Here is a 17475-nt window from a genome sequence, read left to right as displayed (position 1 = left end):
GGAAGAGTGATGAGTACACATGCAGACGGACAACCAGGCCCGCTCGTCTGGCGTTTGACGCCGGGAAAGCCGGCCACGACCCAGCTGGACGGTCTGCAAGACATCGACGAAGTCCGCCGTCAACTGGCCGCGCTTCATCCGGAAATCATCGACGCACTTCACGAACACGGCGCCCTCTATATCCGGGGCCTTCCCGTGCGCAGTGTGGACGATTTCGCCAAGGTGCGCGACGTGCTCATCCCGAGCAGTACTCCGTATCGGGAAAAGGCGACACCACGCAGCGACTACGGGGACGGGGTCTTCTCGTCCACTGACCTTCCGCCGTCGCAATCCATCGCCATGCACAACGAGAACAGCTACACCCTCCGTTTTCCGGGGCTGTTGCTCTTCGGTTGTCTCGTTGCTCCGGCGGTCGGTGGGGCAACGCCGGTCGCCGACTGCCGGCAGGTCCTGAACAGCCTGCCACCGCATCTCGTGGCCAAGATGCGGTCCGTCGGCTGGCAGCTGAAGCGGTCGTACTCCGACCTGGTGTCAACCGACTGGCGCACCGCCTTCTCGGCTGAGGGCGCAAAGGACGTCGAGCGGTACTGCGACGACAATCTCATCGCCTATGAGTGGCAGCCGGACGGGAACCTCCGCACCAGCCAGTTGCGCCCGGGCGTCATCCGGCACCCGTTCACGGGGGCCGAGGTCTGGTTCAACCACCTGGCCTTCTGGAACGAATGGTCACTGGACGACGAACTCCGGGAAACCCTGCTGGACGAGTTCGGACCGGACGGGCTGCCGTTCAACTCGGCCTTCGGCGATGGCGAACCGCTGACGAGGGAGGACCTTCGGGCCGTCCAAGCCGCTTACGAAGCCGCCACCGTGCGTGAGCAATGGGAGGTGGGCGATCTGCTGCTCGTCGACAACGTCCTGACCGCCCACGGACGTGACCCGTTCCGGGGAGAGCGGAAAATCGTCGTGGCCATGGGAAATCCCGTGGAAATCAACGACTGCCGGCCAAGCACCCGACCCGCCGCGACGTTGATGTAGACAGACAGGAGGAGCAAGAAATTGCGCCCCACCCCGCAAGTGGAACGAGACCGCTCCACGGTCGCCACGACCAGCGCGTCGCCTGATCCGCTGAGCCGATTCCAGAAAGCAGTGCGTGAACACCCCGAACGGATCGCCGTACGGGGGAGCGATGACGACATCACCTTCGATGAACTCGACCGCCGTTCAGCCCGACTGGCCAACTGGCTTTCCGCACGGGGCGTCCGCCCCGGTGACCGGGTCGGGGTGCAGCTCAAGCGCGGTGCCGGACTCATTACCGCGTTTCTCGGAGTGTGGCGTGCGGGGGCGGCATACGTGCCTCTGGATCCCGAGTACCCGCCCCAACGGCTTGCCTTCATGGCCGACGACTCGCGGGTGCGGATCCTGCTGACCGAGAGCGAGGCCGCATGCGTCCCCCCGGAGGTGGAGGCGATCGTCCCTTCACTGCTCGTGGACTCGCACACCGACTCGACCACCCAGCGGCAGGAGGTGCCGCGCGGTACTGCTGCCTACGTCATCTACACCTCCGGCTCGACCGGCGTACCCAAGGGTGTTGTAGCGACCCGCGACGGCGTCGCCCAGCTGATCTCCGCGCTTGAGCAGGCCGGCGTCTACGAGGACGACGCGACGGTCGTGGCCTGGAACGCCAGCCCCTCATTCGACGCGTCCGTCCAGCAGTGGGTACGGGTCTGCCGAGGCGACACCATCGTCGTCCTGGACGACGAACAGCGCCGTGATCCCGTCGGGCTCGCCACGGTCCTTGAGGAGAACCAGGTGACGGTCCTGGATGTGACCCCCTCGCACTGGGAGATGCTCCGCAGCCGTCTGCTGACCCCTCTCTCCCACGGGCGCCGGCTCACACTCCTCATGGGCGGCGAACCGGTGCCCGGTCATATCTGGCGAGAGCTGGCAGAGGCGGCGGCCGGAGGCGGCCCGCAGGCCGTCAACCTCTACGGTCCAACGGAATGCACCGTGGACTCGACCGCCGGGAAGATCACCGGCGACGGCCCCCACATGGGAACAGCCCTGCCCGGAACGGAACTGTTCGTCCTCGACGCAGCGTTGCAGCCGGTCCCGCGAGGAGACGTGGGGGAGCTGTTCATCGCCGGCCCCGGACTGGCCCACGGGTACCTGAACCAGTCTTCCCTCACCGCGTCGCGTTTCGTACCGAATCCCTTCGGCGAAGCCGGCACGCGTATGTATCGCACCGGGGACTTGGTGAGATGGGGCTCCGGTGACGTTCTTGAGTTCGTCGGCCGAGTCGACCGGCAGATCAAACTCCGTGGCTTCCGCGTCGAACTCGGAGAGATCGAGTCCGCGCTGACCAACCACCCCGGAGTCGACCACGCCGTGGTCGTCTGCCACGAGACGCAGTCCGGCCGGCAGGTGGTCGCTTACTACATTCCGGCGGAGGCCGCCGCCCCGTCTCCCGAGCACCTCAGAAAGCACGCGGCGCAGACGCTGCCGCATTACATGGTTCCGTCCGTGTGCGTGAAGTTGGAGGAACTGCCTCTGACCGCCAACGGCAAACTCGACGTCGCAGCACTGCCGAAGCCCGCCGCCGTGGTGAGCCGTGAGGAGACCCCGGGCGTCGAGCCAAAGGGCGAGCTGCAGGAGTTCATCGCTCAGGTCTTCGCCGAGGTTCTCGGCCGGGACGGGATCAGCGCTGACGACGACTTCTTCGCCCTCGGCGGGCACTCTCTCATGGCATTGCGCCTCGTCGCCCGGTTGAAGAAGAACCTGCGACTGGTCGTCCCCGTCAAAGAGGTGTACCGGCACCCGCGGGTCCAGGACCTTGCCGAGTACGTTGCGGAGCTGGCCGAAGTCGCGCCACGGTCCACCCAGAAGAGCCCCGGATTCGGCGTATCCAAGGACGGGGGAGGGCGGGCATGAAGGACACTACGGTCGTCCGCCCCAAGCGGGAACCGAAAGCCACCAAGCGCTTCATCTGCCTGGGTTTCTGCGGAGGAGGTGCCGGCTCCTACATGAAGTGGGCCGACGCCATGCCGCCCGGCGTGGAACTCGCCGCCGTCTGCTACCCCGGCCGCGAAGGTCGCTTCATCGAGGACTTCGTCGAAGACTGGGACGAGCTCGTCGACGATGCGCTCGACGCGGTGGTCTCCGCGGCCGGCATTCCGTACGTGCTGTTCGGGCACAGCATGGGGGGCTGGGTGGCCTTCGACATCGCGGCGCGGATCGAGGAGCGCGGAGGCCCCGTTCCCGAGGCCCTGGTGGTGTCATCGGCGAATGCTCCGAGCCGTGGCCTGACAGCGGCGGACATGTTCCCGTCCCAGCAGGACAGCGACGAACAACTCATGGCCTGGATACAGGAATTCGGGCTGATGCCCGAGCACGTTCTCAGCGACCCTGATCTCCAGGAGATGGCGGTTGAGCTGATGCGTGCCGACATTCGGGTCCGTGACTCCTTCCGTTACCGGGACGGCGCCGCAGTGAGTACGTCCGTTCAGGTGCTCACCGGCGAGAGCGACGAAGTCATCGACCCCGAATCGAAAGAACTGTGGCGCAAGGTGGCGAAAGGCGAGTTTCGGCACACCGAGCTTCCAGGAGGGCACTTCTATACACCTGAAATCTGGAACACCCTTCCCTCGCACATCGCCTCGCTCAATGAGCAGATCCCCAGCTCACCGGCACGCCGTGACGTCGCGGTGGCCTGGCGCGGCCGCCACGGAAGGAGTCCGCAGTGACCCCCGATGAGCCCGATCGGCTCGCAGCCATGTTCCTGAAGTCCGCCCACGACGCACCGGACCGCGTTGCGATTCGGGACAGCGGCGGTTCGTGGACCTACGCCGAGACCGCCGCAGCGGCCGTGGACCTGGCCGACCGGCTGGCCGGCGCCGGGGTGGCGCCCGGCGAACGGGTCGGGGTCATGGCAGCGCGCCGGGCCGGCGGCCCGGTGGCGATCCTGGCCGTCCTGCTGAGCGGGGCCGCGTATGTGCCGATCGACCCGGGCTGGCCTCCCGCGCGGCGCGCAGCGGTACTTCAAGGCGCACAGGCCCGAATGGTGCTGGCCGTCGACACCGGGCACGACACGCCGGAAGGTGTGCCGCGCATGGACCTGACGACGTCCGAACTGCTGCAGGCCCGGAGCGCCCCGCCGTCCTCCCCGCGCCCCCGCCCGCACCCGGGCGCCGCCTATGTCATCTTCACGTCCGGGTCGACCGGCGCGCCCAAGGGCGTCGAGATTCGGTCCGCCGCCGCGGCCGGGCTGGTCGAGTCGGTGGCGTCGCTGATCGGAATGGGCCCGGACTCCGTGTTCGTCGCCCTGTCCTCTTTCGCCTTCGACGTCTCGGTGTTCGAGATCTTCGCCCCGTGGTCCGTCGGCGGGGAACTCGTCGTCGTCGCCGAACTGCAGATCCTGGCGAACCGGCTGGGAGCACTGTTGGAAGCGCCGGGCCTCCAGGTCTTCCTCCAGACCACGCCGACGGTCCTGGAGCATCTCCTCCAGGCCGGGCTGGAGCTGCCGACGGGTACCGTCCTGCTGCTCGCCGGGGAGCGCCTGCGGCGATCGCTGGTAGCCCAGGTCGCGCACGTCGAGCAGGTGTGGAACCTGTACGGCCCCACCGAAGCCACGATCTACACGACCGCGCACGCCTGCCTTCCGCTGACCCCCGGCGACCCGGAGCCGGACCTGCCGATCGGGAGCCCGGTCAACGGCGCGGTAGCGGAGATCCGGCCGCTCTCGGACACCGCCGAGGAGGTCGGCGAGCTCCTGATCGGCGGACCTGGCGTCGCCCTCGGCTACTTCGGTCGCCCCGACCTGACCGCGGAGAGCTTCCTGGACGGCGGAGCGCGCTACGCCACCGGCGACGTGGTGCGACGGAGGGCCGACGGCCTGCTGGTGCACGCCGGGCGGCTGGACCGCCAGGTGAAGATCCGCGGCAACCGGGTCGAACTGGACGAGGTGGAGGCCGCACTCGTCGACCTGGTGGGCCACGGTCGCGTCGCGGTCCGGATGGACACGCACCGCGTGGTGGGCCCGTACCTCGCGGCGTTCGTCGCCGATCCCCACTGCGACGTCGTGGAACTGCGCCGCCGACTGGCCGCCCGAGTCCCGGCCTACATGGTGCCCACCCGGATCTACCAGGTACCGGAGATCCCGACGACCAGCAGCGGGAAGACCGACCACAGCGCCCTGCGGGCCCCGGAGGAGACCCGGGTGTGGGACGGAGCGGTGTTCGAGACGCTCTCGAAGCTGTGGGAGCGACATCTGGGCGCACCGGCGGCGCCCGACGGCAACTTCTACGCGCTCGGCGGACATCCGCACACCGCCCTGCAGATCGCGACCGGACTGGCACAGGCCCACGACATCGAGGTGGACGTCGCGGTGATCGAGCGGAACCCGGTACTGTCCGACCTCGCCGCCGCGGTGACCGAGCTTGTCGGTATGTCGACGCCCCGTGACTAGAGGAGTTGCTCAACCCTCCGACCGCCCCCGCGCTCCGCTTCGTCGGCAACGCGATCAGGCCCCTCGTCTGCGAAATCGAAAGACGTTCAACATCCCCTGAGCAGCCTCAACATCGTTGCGGGGCTGGACGGTTAGTCGTTACGCTGGCCGCTGCCGGCCGACACCTTCTCAAGGATGCGGCGTCTCGGCTACCGAAGGGATCGAGCTCTCGATCATGCAACGGATTCCCGTGCTCGGCCCAGGAGGACTTGACCACCGATCGGCGGCCAGATTCCTTCTCGCGCTCGTCGGCAAGCAAAAGGCCGCCACCCTCTGGGGCGCGGTCACGTCCGCCGTATGGATGACCAGCCAGGCCCTGATCCCGGTCGCGATCGGCCGCGCGATCGACGGAGGCATCGCCCGCAACGACAGCGGCGAAGTGGTCTGGTGGTCGATGGCCGTGCTGCTGCTCGGCGTCATCAGGGCGACGTCCGGTATCGCGTTCTACCGGCATTCGATCATCACGCGCACGGTGTCGGCCTCCTTGACCGTCCGCATGGTGACGCGGCACGTCACGCGGCTCGGTGCGTCCCTTCCACGACGGCAGGACGCCGACGCCCTGATCGCCACCAGCACCTCGGACGGCACAACGATCGGCGTCGGCCTGCTCTACGCCGGCCGGATCATGGGTGCCGTCGTGGCCGTCACGGCTGTCACGGTGGCCATGCTCACGGTCTCGGTCCCTCTGGGACTTCTGGTTCTCGTGACCGTCCCCGTCCTCAGCGGACTCAGCAGCCTGCTGCTGCGCCCCCTGCACCGGCACCAGGACAACTACCGGTCGCTGCAGGGGCGACTGGCGGGACGCGCCATCGATATCGCTTCGGGGCTACGGGTTCTCCGGGGCGTGGGCGGCGAGCGGCAGTTCGCGGCGCGCTTTCGCTCCGATTCGGCACAGTTGCGGTCGGCGGATGTCGGTGTGGCGCGTGCCGAAGCGGACTACGAGGCGGCGCGGGTCCTCGTGCCCGGTCTGGTCACCGTGATCGTGACGTACACCGCGGCTCTCTTCGCGCTCGACCAGCGCCTGACGATCGGCCAGGTCATCGCGTTCTACGGCTTCGCGACCTTCCTCGCCATGCCCCTCACCGACTTCATGGAGGGCACGAGCCAGGTGACTCGGGCGCTGGTGGCCGCCCGCCGTGTGACCAGGCTGCTGAACGTCGAACCCTGGCAGGGGAAGACGCCCGACGCGGCCGCCACCAAACCGCGGAACCGAGGCAAGGCTCACTTGACCGACACCACCTCGGGACTGGCCGTTCCCCCGGCGACGTTCATGGCAGTCGCCTGTGCCGACCCCTCCGATGCCGATGCCCTGGCCCGTCGACTGGCTCGCTTCGAGGACTCCGGCGATCCCGCACTCGGCGGCGAGTCGTTGGCATCGCTGCCGATCCCGGTGGTGCGATCACGGGTCCTGCTGGGCCTGAACAGCGACCGATTCTTCGCGGGAACCGTACGAGAGGAGATCGCACCGGCCGGCACGGTCGACACCGCGGACATCACCGCCGCCCTTCAGATCGCCTGTGCGACGGATGTCATCGACGCTCTTCCCGACGGCCTCGATACCCGGATGACGGGTCGCGGCAGGACGTTCTCGGGCGGTCAGCTGCAACGCCTGCGACTCACCCGGGCGCTGCTGGCGGACGCCGAGTTCACGGTGCTCGTGGAGCCGACCAACGCTGTCGACGCGTACACCGAGTACCGCGTGGCGGAGAATCTCGCCCGGTTCCACGAGACTCACCCGGAGGGACGAAGCACGGTCGTGTTCACTCTCAGCCCGCTCTTGCTCCAACGAGCACACCGGGTCGCGTACGTGGAGGATGGCCGTGTGATCGCCGCGGGGACTCACGACGACATGCTGGAGAGTCACTCGGCATACCGGATGTTGGTGGCGCGTGACGATGCCTCACGGGTTGGGAAATGAAGGTTCGTACACTCCCGGTCGCCGATGTGAAGTTCGTTCGCCGCTTTCTTCGGCAGGTGGCGCGTCGGCACAGGAAAGAACTGGCTTATGTGCTGGCCCTGTACGGCGTCGCCGTAAGCAGCGGCCTGGTCGGCCCCCGGCTGCTCGGCGCCCTCGTCGAGGACGTGCGGGACGGCACCACCGCCGGGCACGTGACTGCCGTCGCGGCTGCGCTGGGCGGATTCATCCTGCTGCAGGCGTTCCTGACCCGCGTCGCCTTTCGGGCAGCGGGTCGACTTGCCGCCACGGTGCAGGGCGAGATCCGTGAGAAGTTCGTCGACGACGTGCTCGCGCTTCCACTGGCCGTCGTCGAAAGGTCCGACGACGGCGATCTGGTGACGCGTGCCTCACAGGACACGGACACGCTGCGGCGCGCCATGCAGCTGGCGGTACCTCAGGTGACCGAGGCATTGGTGTGGATCGTCCTCAGCCTCGGCGCGCTGCTGCTGGTATCGCCGCTGCTGTCGCTCGCCCTTCTGATCATCCTGCCCCCGCTGGTGATGGTGAACCGGTGGTACCTGGCCAGGGCCCGCTCCGGCTTCCTGCGCGAGGCCGCGGCCTCCTCCGGCATCACCGAAGGCCTGGACGCGACGATCCAGGGTGCGGCCACCGTCGAGGCGTACGGCCTGGAGGCTCACCGTGTCCGCCGCGCGGAGCGCGACACCGAGGCCTGGTACGAGGCGATGGGGTACACCCTGCGCCTTCGGACGGTCCTCTACTCCGTCGAGGAGTTCCTCTTCACCCTGCCGTTGGCCGTCGCCCTGCTCCTGGGCGGATACGCCTACAACCAGGGCTGGGCCGACCTGGGCCAGGTGACCGCGGCGACCCTGTACATCCTTCAGTTGATGTTTCCCCTGGAAACGCTGCTCGACTGGGTGGGAACGCTCCAACAGGGCAGCGCGTCGCTGGCCCGCCTGCTCGGCGTCGCGGATCAGTCCGAGCCGGAGGGCGCCCAGTCCGAGCAGAAGCCTGCCGGGCGCGGCGTCATCGCCTCGGCAGACCTCTCCGCTCGCGATGTCCGGTTCGGGTACGACGACGGGCCGGATGTCTTGCACGGGATCGACCTCGTGGTGCGCCCCGGCGAGCGCGTCGCCATCGTCGGGCCGACCGGAAGTGGAAAGTCGACGCTCGCCCGGCTGCTGTCCGGGACCCATCCGCCGCGCATGGGCGACGTACAGCTGGCCGGCATTCCCCTCCACGAGCTGCCGCACCACGACCTGCGCAAGCACGTCGTGTTGGTGAGCCAGGACCAGTACGTCTTCGGTGGCACACTGCGACAGAATCTTGAACTGGCCGCCTCCGACGTCACACAGAACGCACAGGCGGAGGCCGATGACACCGCTCTCTGGAGAGCCCTGGAGACAGTCGGCGCGGATGGCTGGGTGGACGCTCTCCCCGAGAAGCTGGACACCACGGTGGGCGTCGGCGGGGAAGAGCTCACCGACGCGCAGAGCCAGCAGATCGCGCTGGCCCGCCTGCTCCTGGCGGATCCGAGCGTGCTGATCCTCGACGAAGCGACCTCTCAGCTGGATCCGAGTTCCGCTCGACAGCTTGAGCGGTCGTTCGCGGCCGTACTGGAGGGACGAACCGTGATCTCGATCGCACACCGGCTGCACACGGCCCGCGACGCGGATCGCATCGCCGTCGTGGAAGGTGGACGCGTCGTCGAGGTCGGTTCCCACCAGGATCTGATCGATCAGAACGGCGCCTATGCCCGGCTCTGGTCCAGCTGGGTATGAGCCGCCACTCGTAGCCCGGACGCCCTGCTCAAAACTGGGGATGAAACAGGCTCACTGCCACCTGAGGTTGCGAACCATGTCGCCTTTGCGGCAGGCGTGCTCCCATCGCGCTCCTGTCCAACATGGGGTGGCTTGAGGGGTCTTGTGCGGCGCAGAAATGCCTGCGTACGATAGCGCGGACTCAGCGGACTGCCGAGACACGCGGAAGGTTGTCAACCATGCCGGTGCAAGAGCAGGACGTCTCCCAAATATGGGCGGACGTGATTGGAATCCCAGAAGCGGATGTCGATACCAACTTCTTCGATCTCGGCGGTCATTCACTCCTCCTGATGGAACTCGCCAGTCGGCTCAACCAGCAACTGGGCATTGATACGGACGTCCTCATGTTGATGGAGTATCCGACGGTGGCGAAGTTCACGTCTCATTGGAACAGTGTGGAAACGCTCGTCGACGGCAACCGCTGACTGGCGGGACCACGATCAGCGTCGCGCAATTTCCGCAACTCCGGGTTCCGGCACGCATTCTCGCTCCTGATCCATTCCCGTGAGGCCCACATTGCTGCGTTGGAGGAGTACATGGGTGTCGGCGAGGCCGAAGCGCAGACGGACGATGTCCCTCTCGACGATGTCGAACAGCGCCTGATCTTGATCGTGCGCAAGACGTTGGATGTCCCCTGCACGCTCGATGACAACTTCTTCGCGCTCGGGGGCGGTTCCCTCGACGCGCTCGACGTCCTCGCGCGCATTCGCGAGGAGTTCGGGGTTCGCGTACGACTCCGCGCATTCTTCCGGGCAGGCACCATGCGCGAACTGCGCAACCTGATCGGAGACGTGGGTTGACAACAGACGGCATGGACGCGATGACGGACACGCTCCCCATCGGCCCGCTCCAGGAGGGCATCTGGCTCTTCTGGCGGCTGAACCCGTCGAGCCCCGCCTACAGCATGCCGGAGATCTTCCACTTTGACGGCGACTTCGACGTCAAGGCAGCGGAGTTCGCGTTCAACGAGGTCATCCGCCGCCACGAGGCCCTGCGTACGACGTTCCACGAAACGGACTCCGGCGTCGTGCAGGTCATCGATCGCGATCCGGAACCTGTCTCGGCCAACGTGGTGGACCTCCGTGGGCTGCCGGCCGCTGTGCGGTCCGAGCGGCTGCAATCGGCTCTCGAAGCGGCCTCGAACGAGCCATTCGACCTGTCGGCCGAGCCGGCGATCAGGCTCACCGCCATCCAGGTGTCCGAAAGCCGCACCACGCTGGTCCTGATCGCTCATCACATCGTGTGCGACGGCCTGTCGATGACCGTCGTCCTCGACGAGTTCGGCGAGCTCTACCGCTCCGCGCGCCGGGGAACTCCGCCCGATCTCGGGCCGATCCCACCCGGCTACAGCACCTTCGCGAAAGGACAACTGGCCGCACTCGCCAACGGCACCCTCCGGGAAGAGTCGGCGTACTGGCGGGAACGGCTCGCCGGAGTCACCGGCAGCGCGCTCCCCGGCGTCGACCACACCGCCACGCGCGCCCCGGGTGCGCTGGACACCTGCATGGTGTCCCTCACCCTCGACGACGAGCTGACCGAGGCGCTCTCGGAACACGCGCGCCGCGCCCGGTCGACACCGTTCGCCATCCTGCTGTGCGCGATGAACGTCATGATCGCCGCCGTCACCGGTGACGGAGACCAGGCGCTCGGGATGGCTACGAGCGGCCGCACGCCCGAGTTCGCACGCACCGTGGGCATGCTCGCGAACATGATCGTTGTCCGGTCGCAGATCGACCTGTCCCACACGTTCGCCGCGACCCTCGAAGAGGTGTCGCTGGACCTCATGGACGCCATCGACCACCAGGACCTGCCGTTCAGCAGGATGGTCGCCGACCTGCACGCCACCGGGCCGCAACCCGGCGCCGACGTGGTGCGCATGCTGTTCTCCGCGGGGGCCACCGGTGGCCTGAAACTCGGCGAGGGGCGAATGTCGGAGGTCGTGGCACGCACGGCGGAGGGGCCTTTCGACCTGGTCGTGGACTGCGATATCAGCCCTTCCGGTATCGCTCTCGACTGGGAGTACGCGCTGCGCACCTACTCGCACGAGGTCGCACAGGGCTACTGCGCCGCGTACCAGGAGGTCCTGGCGGCGTTGCTGCACCAGCCCGACGCGCCGATCGACTCACTCGGCCTGACCGAGATCCTGGCCCGTGTCGCCCCGCTCCCGCGAGGTGACGCACCCACGTCCGCCGCCGTGCCCCCCGTGGCGGAGCCGGACCGGTCCACGGACGCCGGGCTCACCGCGGTCGAGGAAGCGGTTGCCGCCATCTGGAGCGAGGTGATCGGCGTACCTGTCGAATCGCCGCACGACGACTTCTTCAAGCTGGGCGGTCACTCGCTGCTGGCGAGCCAGGTCGTCGTGTCGGTGCGCAAGCGGATCTCGCACACCGCGTCCCTGCGACTGCTCTTCGACCACCCGCAGTTACGCGATTTCGTTTCCTGCCTGGATGTCTGAGCCCGGACACGACCACGGTTCGAGTGAGGAGCAGAGATGCAAGAGCCGTTGGCCATCGTGGGCATGGCATGCAGGGTTCCGGGTGCGGCCGACTACCGGTCACTGTGGGCCAACGTCGAGGCCGGTGCGACGGGCATGGTGGAGGTCGGCGAGCAGGACCGCCGACGCGAGGGAGTCAGCCTCGACCCGGCCGTGCGCAACAGCTACGTGCCCGTGGCCGCGCCCCTGGACGGATACGACGAGTTCGACAGCGCCGCGTTCGGTCTCAGCGCCGGCGAGGCCAACGGCATCAACCTCAACCACCGCGTCATGATGGAAGTCGTGCTTGAGGCGCTGGAGGACGCCGGCTGCGACCCGCTGCGGTATCCCAGGAACATCGGGCTGTTCGCCGCCGGAGGGGGTGCCTCGCCGATCTCGGTCGTGCGGCGCATCGGGGACGCTCAGTACGGGGACACCGCGAGGCCGCTCAAGTTGTCGGAAGCGATCAACTGGACGGCGCTCCTCGACAACGATTTTCTGGCCACAAGGATCGCCTACCCGCTCGACCTGCGTGGGCCGTGCCTGACCGTCCAGACCGCGTGCTCCAGCTCCCTCGTCGCTGTGCACCTCGCGAGTCAGAGCGTGCTCTCCGGCGAGTCCGACATGGCCGTGGCCGGCGGCGTGAACATCGAGCTCCCTCACCGGGTGGGCTACTACCACCAGGAGGGGAGCGTCTGGTCCGCCGACGGCTACTGCCGACCGTTCGACAGCGCCGCCGGCGGCACCATCACCGGGAGTGGCGCGGGCGCGGTGGTCATCAAGCGTCTGGACCAGGCGCTCGCCGACGGTGACGCCGTCCACGCCGTCATCCGCGGCAGCGCGACCAATAACGACGGCAACCGGAAGATGGGCTTCACGGCGCCGAGTGTGCACCAGCAGAGCCTGGTCATCGGTGCCGCGCTGGCCGCCGCGGGGGTGGACAAGCGCGACATCGGCTACCTGGAGGCGCACGGAACCGCCACCGCGATCGGAGACGTCGTCGAATGGGCGGCCATCGAACGTTCCCTGGGCGCAGACGGTGTGCGGTGCGCCATCGGCGCGACCAAGGCGAACGTCGGCCATCTCGGCGCCGCCGCGGGCATCGTCGGCCTCATCAAGGCCGCACTCGTCATCACCCACGGCCGGATTCCCCCGGTCGCGAACTTCGTGGAACTCAATCCGCGCATCAAACCGGCGAGCGACCGGCTCTTCGTGCCCGACAGCCGCAGCGTGTGGGAAGACGACGAGAGGCCGCGGCGGGCCGGAGTGAGTTCGATGGGCATCGGCGGAACCAACGCGCACGTCGTACTTGAGCAGGCGCCGGTCGCTGCAACGGCCGACGAACCGCGCGAGCATGTCTGCGTCCTGCCGGTCACCGCCGCCTCCCGCCGCAGCGTCGAGGACACCGCCGACCGCGTGGCGGAGTTCGCCGCGCGGAATCCGCATCGTCTGCGGAGCCTCGCCCACACGTTGAGGACGGGCCGGCGCGTCCTTCCGCACCGAGAGGCGATAGTCGTCGCCAGGCGACACGAGGAGGTCACCGCTTGGCGAACCGGCAGCCGGCTCGCGCAGCGGAACCACAACAGCGCCCTCGTCTTCCCAGGCCAAGGAAGGCCGGCGGGAGATCTGACGGCGGCCGAGGCCGAGATCGACGGATTCGCGGACCTGCTCTCCCAGGCGCTTCAGTGTCTGCCGGCCGAGGACCGGCCGCTGGTGCGAGGGCTCCTCACCGGGGCGTCCGAGACCGCGCCCGAACCACGACTCGCCGAACTCGCGGTGCTCGTGCAGTCCGTGACGATCGCAAGGTCGCTGCTCGCCGGCGGCCTGCAGCCCCAGTCACTGTGCGGTTTCAGCCTGGGCGAGGTCGCCGCTGGCGTGGTCGCCGGCGTGTTCGACCTGACCGAGGCTGCCGCGATCCTGTCGGAGCGGGCCCGGATCGTGAAGGGCACCCCGGCGGGCGGGATGATCCGCGTTCGTCTCTCGGAGGCGTCCGTCACCCCGTACCTCGGCGCCGGGGTGTCGCTGGCGATCGTGCCCGGCGGCAGGGACTGCATGCTCAGCGGTGAGACGGCCGCCATCGACGCGATCGCCGCTCGACTGCGCGGCGACGGCATCGCCGGCGTCCGGGTCCCTGTCGCGCATCCCTACCACAGCGCGGTCCTGAAAGACGCCGTCGCGGAGTACACGGCGACTTGGTCCCAGGTCGACCTACGGCCGCCGAGTCTCCGGCTGATGTCACCGACGACGGGCGACTGGCTGGACGAGGAGACGGCCCGTGATCCCGGCTTCTGGGCGAGCCATCTGGTCCGGACGGTCCGTTTCGGCGACGCCGTGCACAGGCTCCGTGCGCACGATACGGATCTTGCCCATGTCCTGGACTCCGAAGCCGGTGTCACGCCGTTCGTCAGGGAGGTGTTCGGCGCCGACGCGCTGGCCATGACCACCGGCAAGCAGGCGGGCTACGACGCGTTCTCCCAAGCCCGGCTGTTGGCGTCCGCGTGGTCGGCCGGCCAGGACGCGGTCGCGGTGACGACCGCCGAGACCGGCCGGGGGAGCGACTCGGACGCACCCACGACGCTCGTGCACGCTCCCACCTACGCGTTCGACCGCAGTGCTCAGAAGGAGCGGCCGCCCATGCAGACGGAAGCGCAGCCGACTCCCGGTTCCGGCCGGCCGAACCCTGCGGCCGAGGACCGTATCCCGGCGGAAGCTCCGACGCCGGCCCTGTCGCCCGCCGACGCGGCGAGGGTCCATGCCGGGGTCCGGCGGATCGTCGCGAAACTCGTGGGGTGCACACCGCAGGAGGTGGAACCCGGCGCCTCCTTCATCGAGCTCGGATACGACTCGTTCCTGCTCATCCAGCTCGCGGACGCCCTGTCGGCGGAGTTCCGGACCGACATCGACGTACGACTGCTGTTCTTCGACCTGGATTCGTGTGACGGCGTGAGCGAGTACCTCAACGGCGTCGTACCGCCGAGCGGCCGGACGGCGCCCGTCGCCGCCGTGGGCACGGAGCCGCTCCGGACACCCGAAGAACCCGCCGCCCTCGCCACCGTGCCGGAACCGCCTGCCGCGCCCCTCGCCATCCCTGCTCCCCGGCGGTCCGAGCAGGGCGTCACCGCCGACGGCACCGATCCACTCCAGGCCGAGACCGACTGGGCGCGGCGGACCACGGTGTCCAAGCGCATCACCGAGGAAGACCGGTTCGCACTCGCGGACCAGCGAAACCTGATCTCCTCCCGCAAAGGACGCCGCGAGGCGAGCTACCCGGTGGTCGGGGCCCGGGGCGAGGGCGCCCGCTTCACCGACGTCGACGGGCAGGAGTTCCTCGACCTGTGCATGGGCTTCGGCGTCATCATGCTGGGACACGCGTCGGAGCCGCTCACGGCGGCCCTGCGCACGTTCGACGCCTCCGACCTCCTGATCGGCCCGCAGTCGTCCACGGCCGGCGACGTCGCCCGCGGCATCGCGTCGCTGACCGGCGTCGACCGAGTCGCCTTCACCTCTTCGGGGACCGAGGCGGTGATGGGCGCCGTGCGCGCGGCGCGCGCCAGGACCGGGAGGAAACTCGTAGCGCAGTTCTCCGGGTCCTACCACGGCACGTTCGACGGCGTGCTGGTCGCGCCCCGGGCCGGCGGTGAGCGCGGCGAGACGACACCCCTCGGCCGGGGTACGCCGGCCTCGATGGTCCAGGACGTCATCGTCCTGCCGTACGACGACTCCGCGCTCCCCGTCCTGGAGTCCTACGGAGACCAACTGGCCGCGGTGCTGGTCGAACCGGTCCAAAGCCGACGCCCCGGGTATCAGCCTGTCGAACTGCTGCACCAGCTCCGCGCGCTCACCCGCGCACACGGCACCGCTCTCGTCTTCGACGAGATCATCACCGGCTTCCGGTGCCACCCCGGCGGGGCGGCCGCGTACTTCGGTGTCCGTCCAGACCTGGTGACCTACGGCAAGGTGATCGGCGGAGGCACGCCCATCGGGGTCATCGCGGGTGACGCGGAGTTCATGGCGCCCATCGACGGCGGGCGCTGGCGGGAGGGCGATGTCGGGTTCCCGCAACGGCCGAGCATGGTGTTCGCCGGAACGTTCAGCAAACACCCGCTGACCATGGCGGTGGCGCAGCAGATGATCTGGCATCTCAAGAAGCATTCGCCTCGACTGCAGATCTCGCTGGCAGACCGGACCGCCGACCTGGCCAGGAGGATCAACTCCCACGCCTCCGCCAACGGATACCCCCTCGAAGTCGAGCACTTCTCCTCTCTCTTCCGCATCAACGTCGACGGCTCCCCGCTGGCCGAGGACATGTTCTTCCTCGGCCTCCTCAACCGCGGCATCTACGTGTGGGAAGGGCGCACCTGCTTCCTCAGCGCCGCGCACACCGAGGCGGACTGCACCCGCATCGTGGACGCCGTGGCCGAAACCGCGGCGGAAGTCGCCTCGCGGGGCCTGTGGGAGAAGACCCGCGCGCCGCGCGTACCGGCTCCCGCGCCCAAGCCGTCGCCGTCGGAGGTCGTCGGCGAGGCCCCGATGACCGATGGCCAGAAACTGTTGTGGTTGGCCGCCGAGTTGGGCGGTGAGCTCGGCCAGTCCTACCAGATGTCCGAGGCGCTGCGCATCGAGGGCACCCTGGACGCGGAGAGGCTGCGGCGCGCTGTCCAGCGGGTAGCAGAGCGGCATGAGGTGATGCGGACGGGACTGGACGAGAACGGCGAATCCCAGAACTGCCTCGCACACGCCGTTCCGAGAATCACGGTCAGCACCCTGAGCGACGCGTCGCCGGGCGACGTGGAGGCACTTCTCCACCGGTTCGCCCTCAGACCTGCGGACATGTCCGTGCCCTCGCTGTTCCGGTTCCACCTCGTCCAGACGGACGATGCCGCGTTCCTCCAGGCCACCGTGCCGCACGCGGTCGTCGACGGTTGGTCGTTCGAGGTCCTCTGGTCGGAGCTGTCCGCCTGCTACCTGGGCGGTGAGGCGGGTGACGCCCTGCCCGAACCGGCCAGCTTCCTTGAGTACGCGCGGTGGAAGCGCGGGGACGAGGACGCACGGTTCGAGGCGAACGACACCCTCTGGCGGGCCCGGCTCGACGCGGTCTGGGGGTCGGCCCGGCTGTTGGAGGGCGCGGGGCCCTGGAAACCCGTCAGGCGCGTGGACCCCCTTCCCCCGGAGAGCTCCGCGGGCCTGCGCGACGTGGCGCGGGCCGGCGGATGCACGAGGCACACCGCGGCCCTGGCGACGCTGGCGGTGGCGTCGTCGCTGCTCACGGGCGCCCCGCAGTCCCTCATGATGGCCCATCAGACCGGACAGCCCCGCCACACGGACAAGCCGCTCATGGGCTTCTGCGTGGACGTACTGCCCGTGATCGTCGACCTCCCCGACGACAGCACCCTGATCGACGTGGCGAAAGCTGTCCAGGCGCAGATCCTGGACAGCTCGGAGATCACCTCCGGCCTGTACCGCGTACTGCAACACAAGCGGTACCGCCGGCTGCCGACCGGCCTCATCGCCTTCAACTACGAGGTTCAGGGCTCCAGCCCGATGTTCGGCGCCACCGCCTCACCGATGGTGTTGCCGCGCGAGAACATGCCGTGGCCCGCGACCGTGACCATCGAAGAACACGGCGACAGCGTCGAGATGATCTCCGAGATCTCCGAAGACAGCGACCTCGCACCGCTGACGTCCCAACTGGCAGACCGGGTCCAGCAGGTCCTCTCCACCCCCGCCGCGCCGCTCGAAGAACTGCGTCGACGGTGAGCGAGGCCGG

General features: G+C 68.6%; 10 protein-coding genes. All 10 read left to right on the top strand.

The annotated features are described in order from the left end of the window. Positions 1 to 9: 9 nt before the first annotated feature. The 10 genes from IE262_RS37030 (at position 10) to IE262_RS36985 (ending at position 17465) form a co-directional block, all read left to right on the top strand. Positions 10 to 1035, top strand: a complete 1026-nt coding sequence (locus tag IE262_RS37030; RefSeq protein WP_189879948.1) for a TauD/TfdA family dioxygenase — start codon at positions 10 to 12, stop codon at positions 1033 to 1035. 111 nt (positions 1036 to 1146) lie between these two features. Next, the gene (locus IE262_RS37025; protein ID WP_229877908.1) at positions 1147 to 2928 is read left to right on the top strand and encodes a non-ribosomal peptide synthetase; all 1782 of its coding nucleotides are present in this window, start codon (positions 1147 to 1149) and stop codon (positions 2926 to 2928) included. Continuing rightward, positions 2925 to 3740: a thioesterase II family protein gene (locus tag IE262_RS37020; RefSeq protein ID WP_189879946.1), complete on the top strand. Its 816-nt coding sequence runs from the start codon at positions 2925 to 2927 to the stop codon at positions 3738 to 3740. The genes IE262_RS37025 and IE262_RS37020 overlap by 4 nt, the downstream gene beginning before the upstream one ends. Then, on the top strand, positions 3737 to 5461 hold the full coding sequence (locus tag IE262_RS37015; protein ID WP_189879944.1) for a non-ribosomal peptide synthetase: 1725 nt from the start codon (positions 3737 to 3739) through the stop codon (positions 5459 to 5461). Before IE262_RS37020 ends, IE262_RS37015 begins: the two co-directional genes overlap by 4 nt. A gap of 214 nt (positions 5462 to 5675) precedes the next feature. After that, positions 5676 to 7418, top strand: a complete 1743-nt coding sequence (locus tag IE262_RS37010; protein ID WP_189879943.1) for an ABC transporter transmembrane domain-containing protein — start codon at positions 5676 to 5678, stop codon at positions 7416 to 7418. Then, complete coding sequence (locus tag IE262_RS37005) at positions 7415 to 9196, top strand: ABC transporter ATP-binding protein (RefSeq protein ID WP_134039701.1); 1782 nt, start codon at positions 7415 to 7417, stop codon at positions 9194 to 9196. The genes IE262_RS37010 and IE262_RS37005 overlap by 4 nt, the downstream gene beginning before the upstream one ends. 218 nt (positions 9197 to 9414) lie before the next feature. After that, a complete protein-coding gene (locus IE262_RS37000) occupies positions 9415 to 9660 on the top strand; it encodes an acyl carrier protein (RefSeq protein ID WP_166681729.1) in 246 nt (81 codons plus the stop codon). A gap of 99 nt (positions 9661 to 9759) precedes the next feature. Next, on the top strand, positions 9760 to 10035 hold the full coding sequence (locus IE262_RS36995; protein WP_189879941.1) for a phosphopantetheine-binding protein: 276 nt from the start codon (positions 9760 to 9762) through the stop codon (positions 10033 to 10035). A gap of 11 nt (positions 10036 to 10046) precedes the next feature. Next, positions 10047 to 11690 carry a condensation domain-containing protein gene (locus tag IE262_RS36990; RefSeq protein ID WP_189879939.1) on the top strand — a complete coding sequence of 548 codons (1644 nt, stop codon included), beginning with the start codon at positions 10047 to 10049 and terminating at the stop codon, positions 11688 to 11690. Between the two features lie 36 nt (positions 11691 to 11726). Continuing rightward, positions 11727 to 17465, top strand: a complete 5739-nt coding sequence (locus tag IE262_RS36985; RefSeq protein WP_189879936.1) for a type I polyketide synthase — start codon at positions 11727 to 11729, stop codon at positions 17463 to 17465. Positions 17466 to 17475 lie beyond the last annotated feature (10 nt).

It is taken from the genome of Streptomyces bluensis (assembly GCF_014650715.1).
Taxonomy (GTDB): Bacteria; Actinomycetota; Actinomycetes; order Streptomycetales; family Streptomycetaceae; genus Streptomyces; species Streptomyces bluensis.
The sequence above is the reverse complement of the archived record's forward strand: the minus strand, read 5'-3'. Positions and strand labels throughout refer to the sequence as shown.

Bases quoted from the DNA above. Each gene is read 5' to 3' on its own strand.
- IE262_RS37030 (WP_189879948.1), top strand. From the start codon at position 10: ATGAGTACACATGCAGACGGACAACCAGGCCCGCTCGTCTGGCGTTTG.
- IE262_RS37020 (WP_189879946.1), top strand. From the start codon at position 2,925: ATGAAGGACACTACGGTCGTCCGCCCCAAGCGGGAACCGAAAGCCACC.
- IE262_RS37010 (WP_189879943.1), top strand. From the start codon at position 5,676: ATGCAACGGATTCCCGTGCTCGGCCCAGGAGGACTTGACCACCGATCG.
- IE262_RS37005 (WP_134039701.1), top strand. From the start codon at position 7,415: ATGAAGGTTCGTACACTCCCGGTCGCCGATGTGAAGTTCGTTCGCCGC.
- IE262_RS37000 (WP_166681729.1), top strand. From the start codon at position 9,415: ATGCCGGTGCAAGAGCAGGACGTCTCCCAAATATGGGCGGACGTGATT.
- IE262_RS36990 (WP_189879939.1), top strand. From the start codon at position 10,047: ATGGACGCGATGACGGACACGCTCCCCATCGGCCCGCTCCAGGAGGGC.
- IE262_RS36985 (WP_189879936.1), top strand. From the start codon at position 11,727: ATGCAAGAGCCGTTGGCCATCGTGGGCATGGCATGCAGGGTTCCGGGT.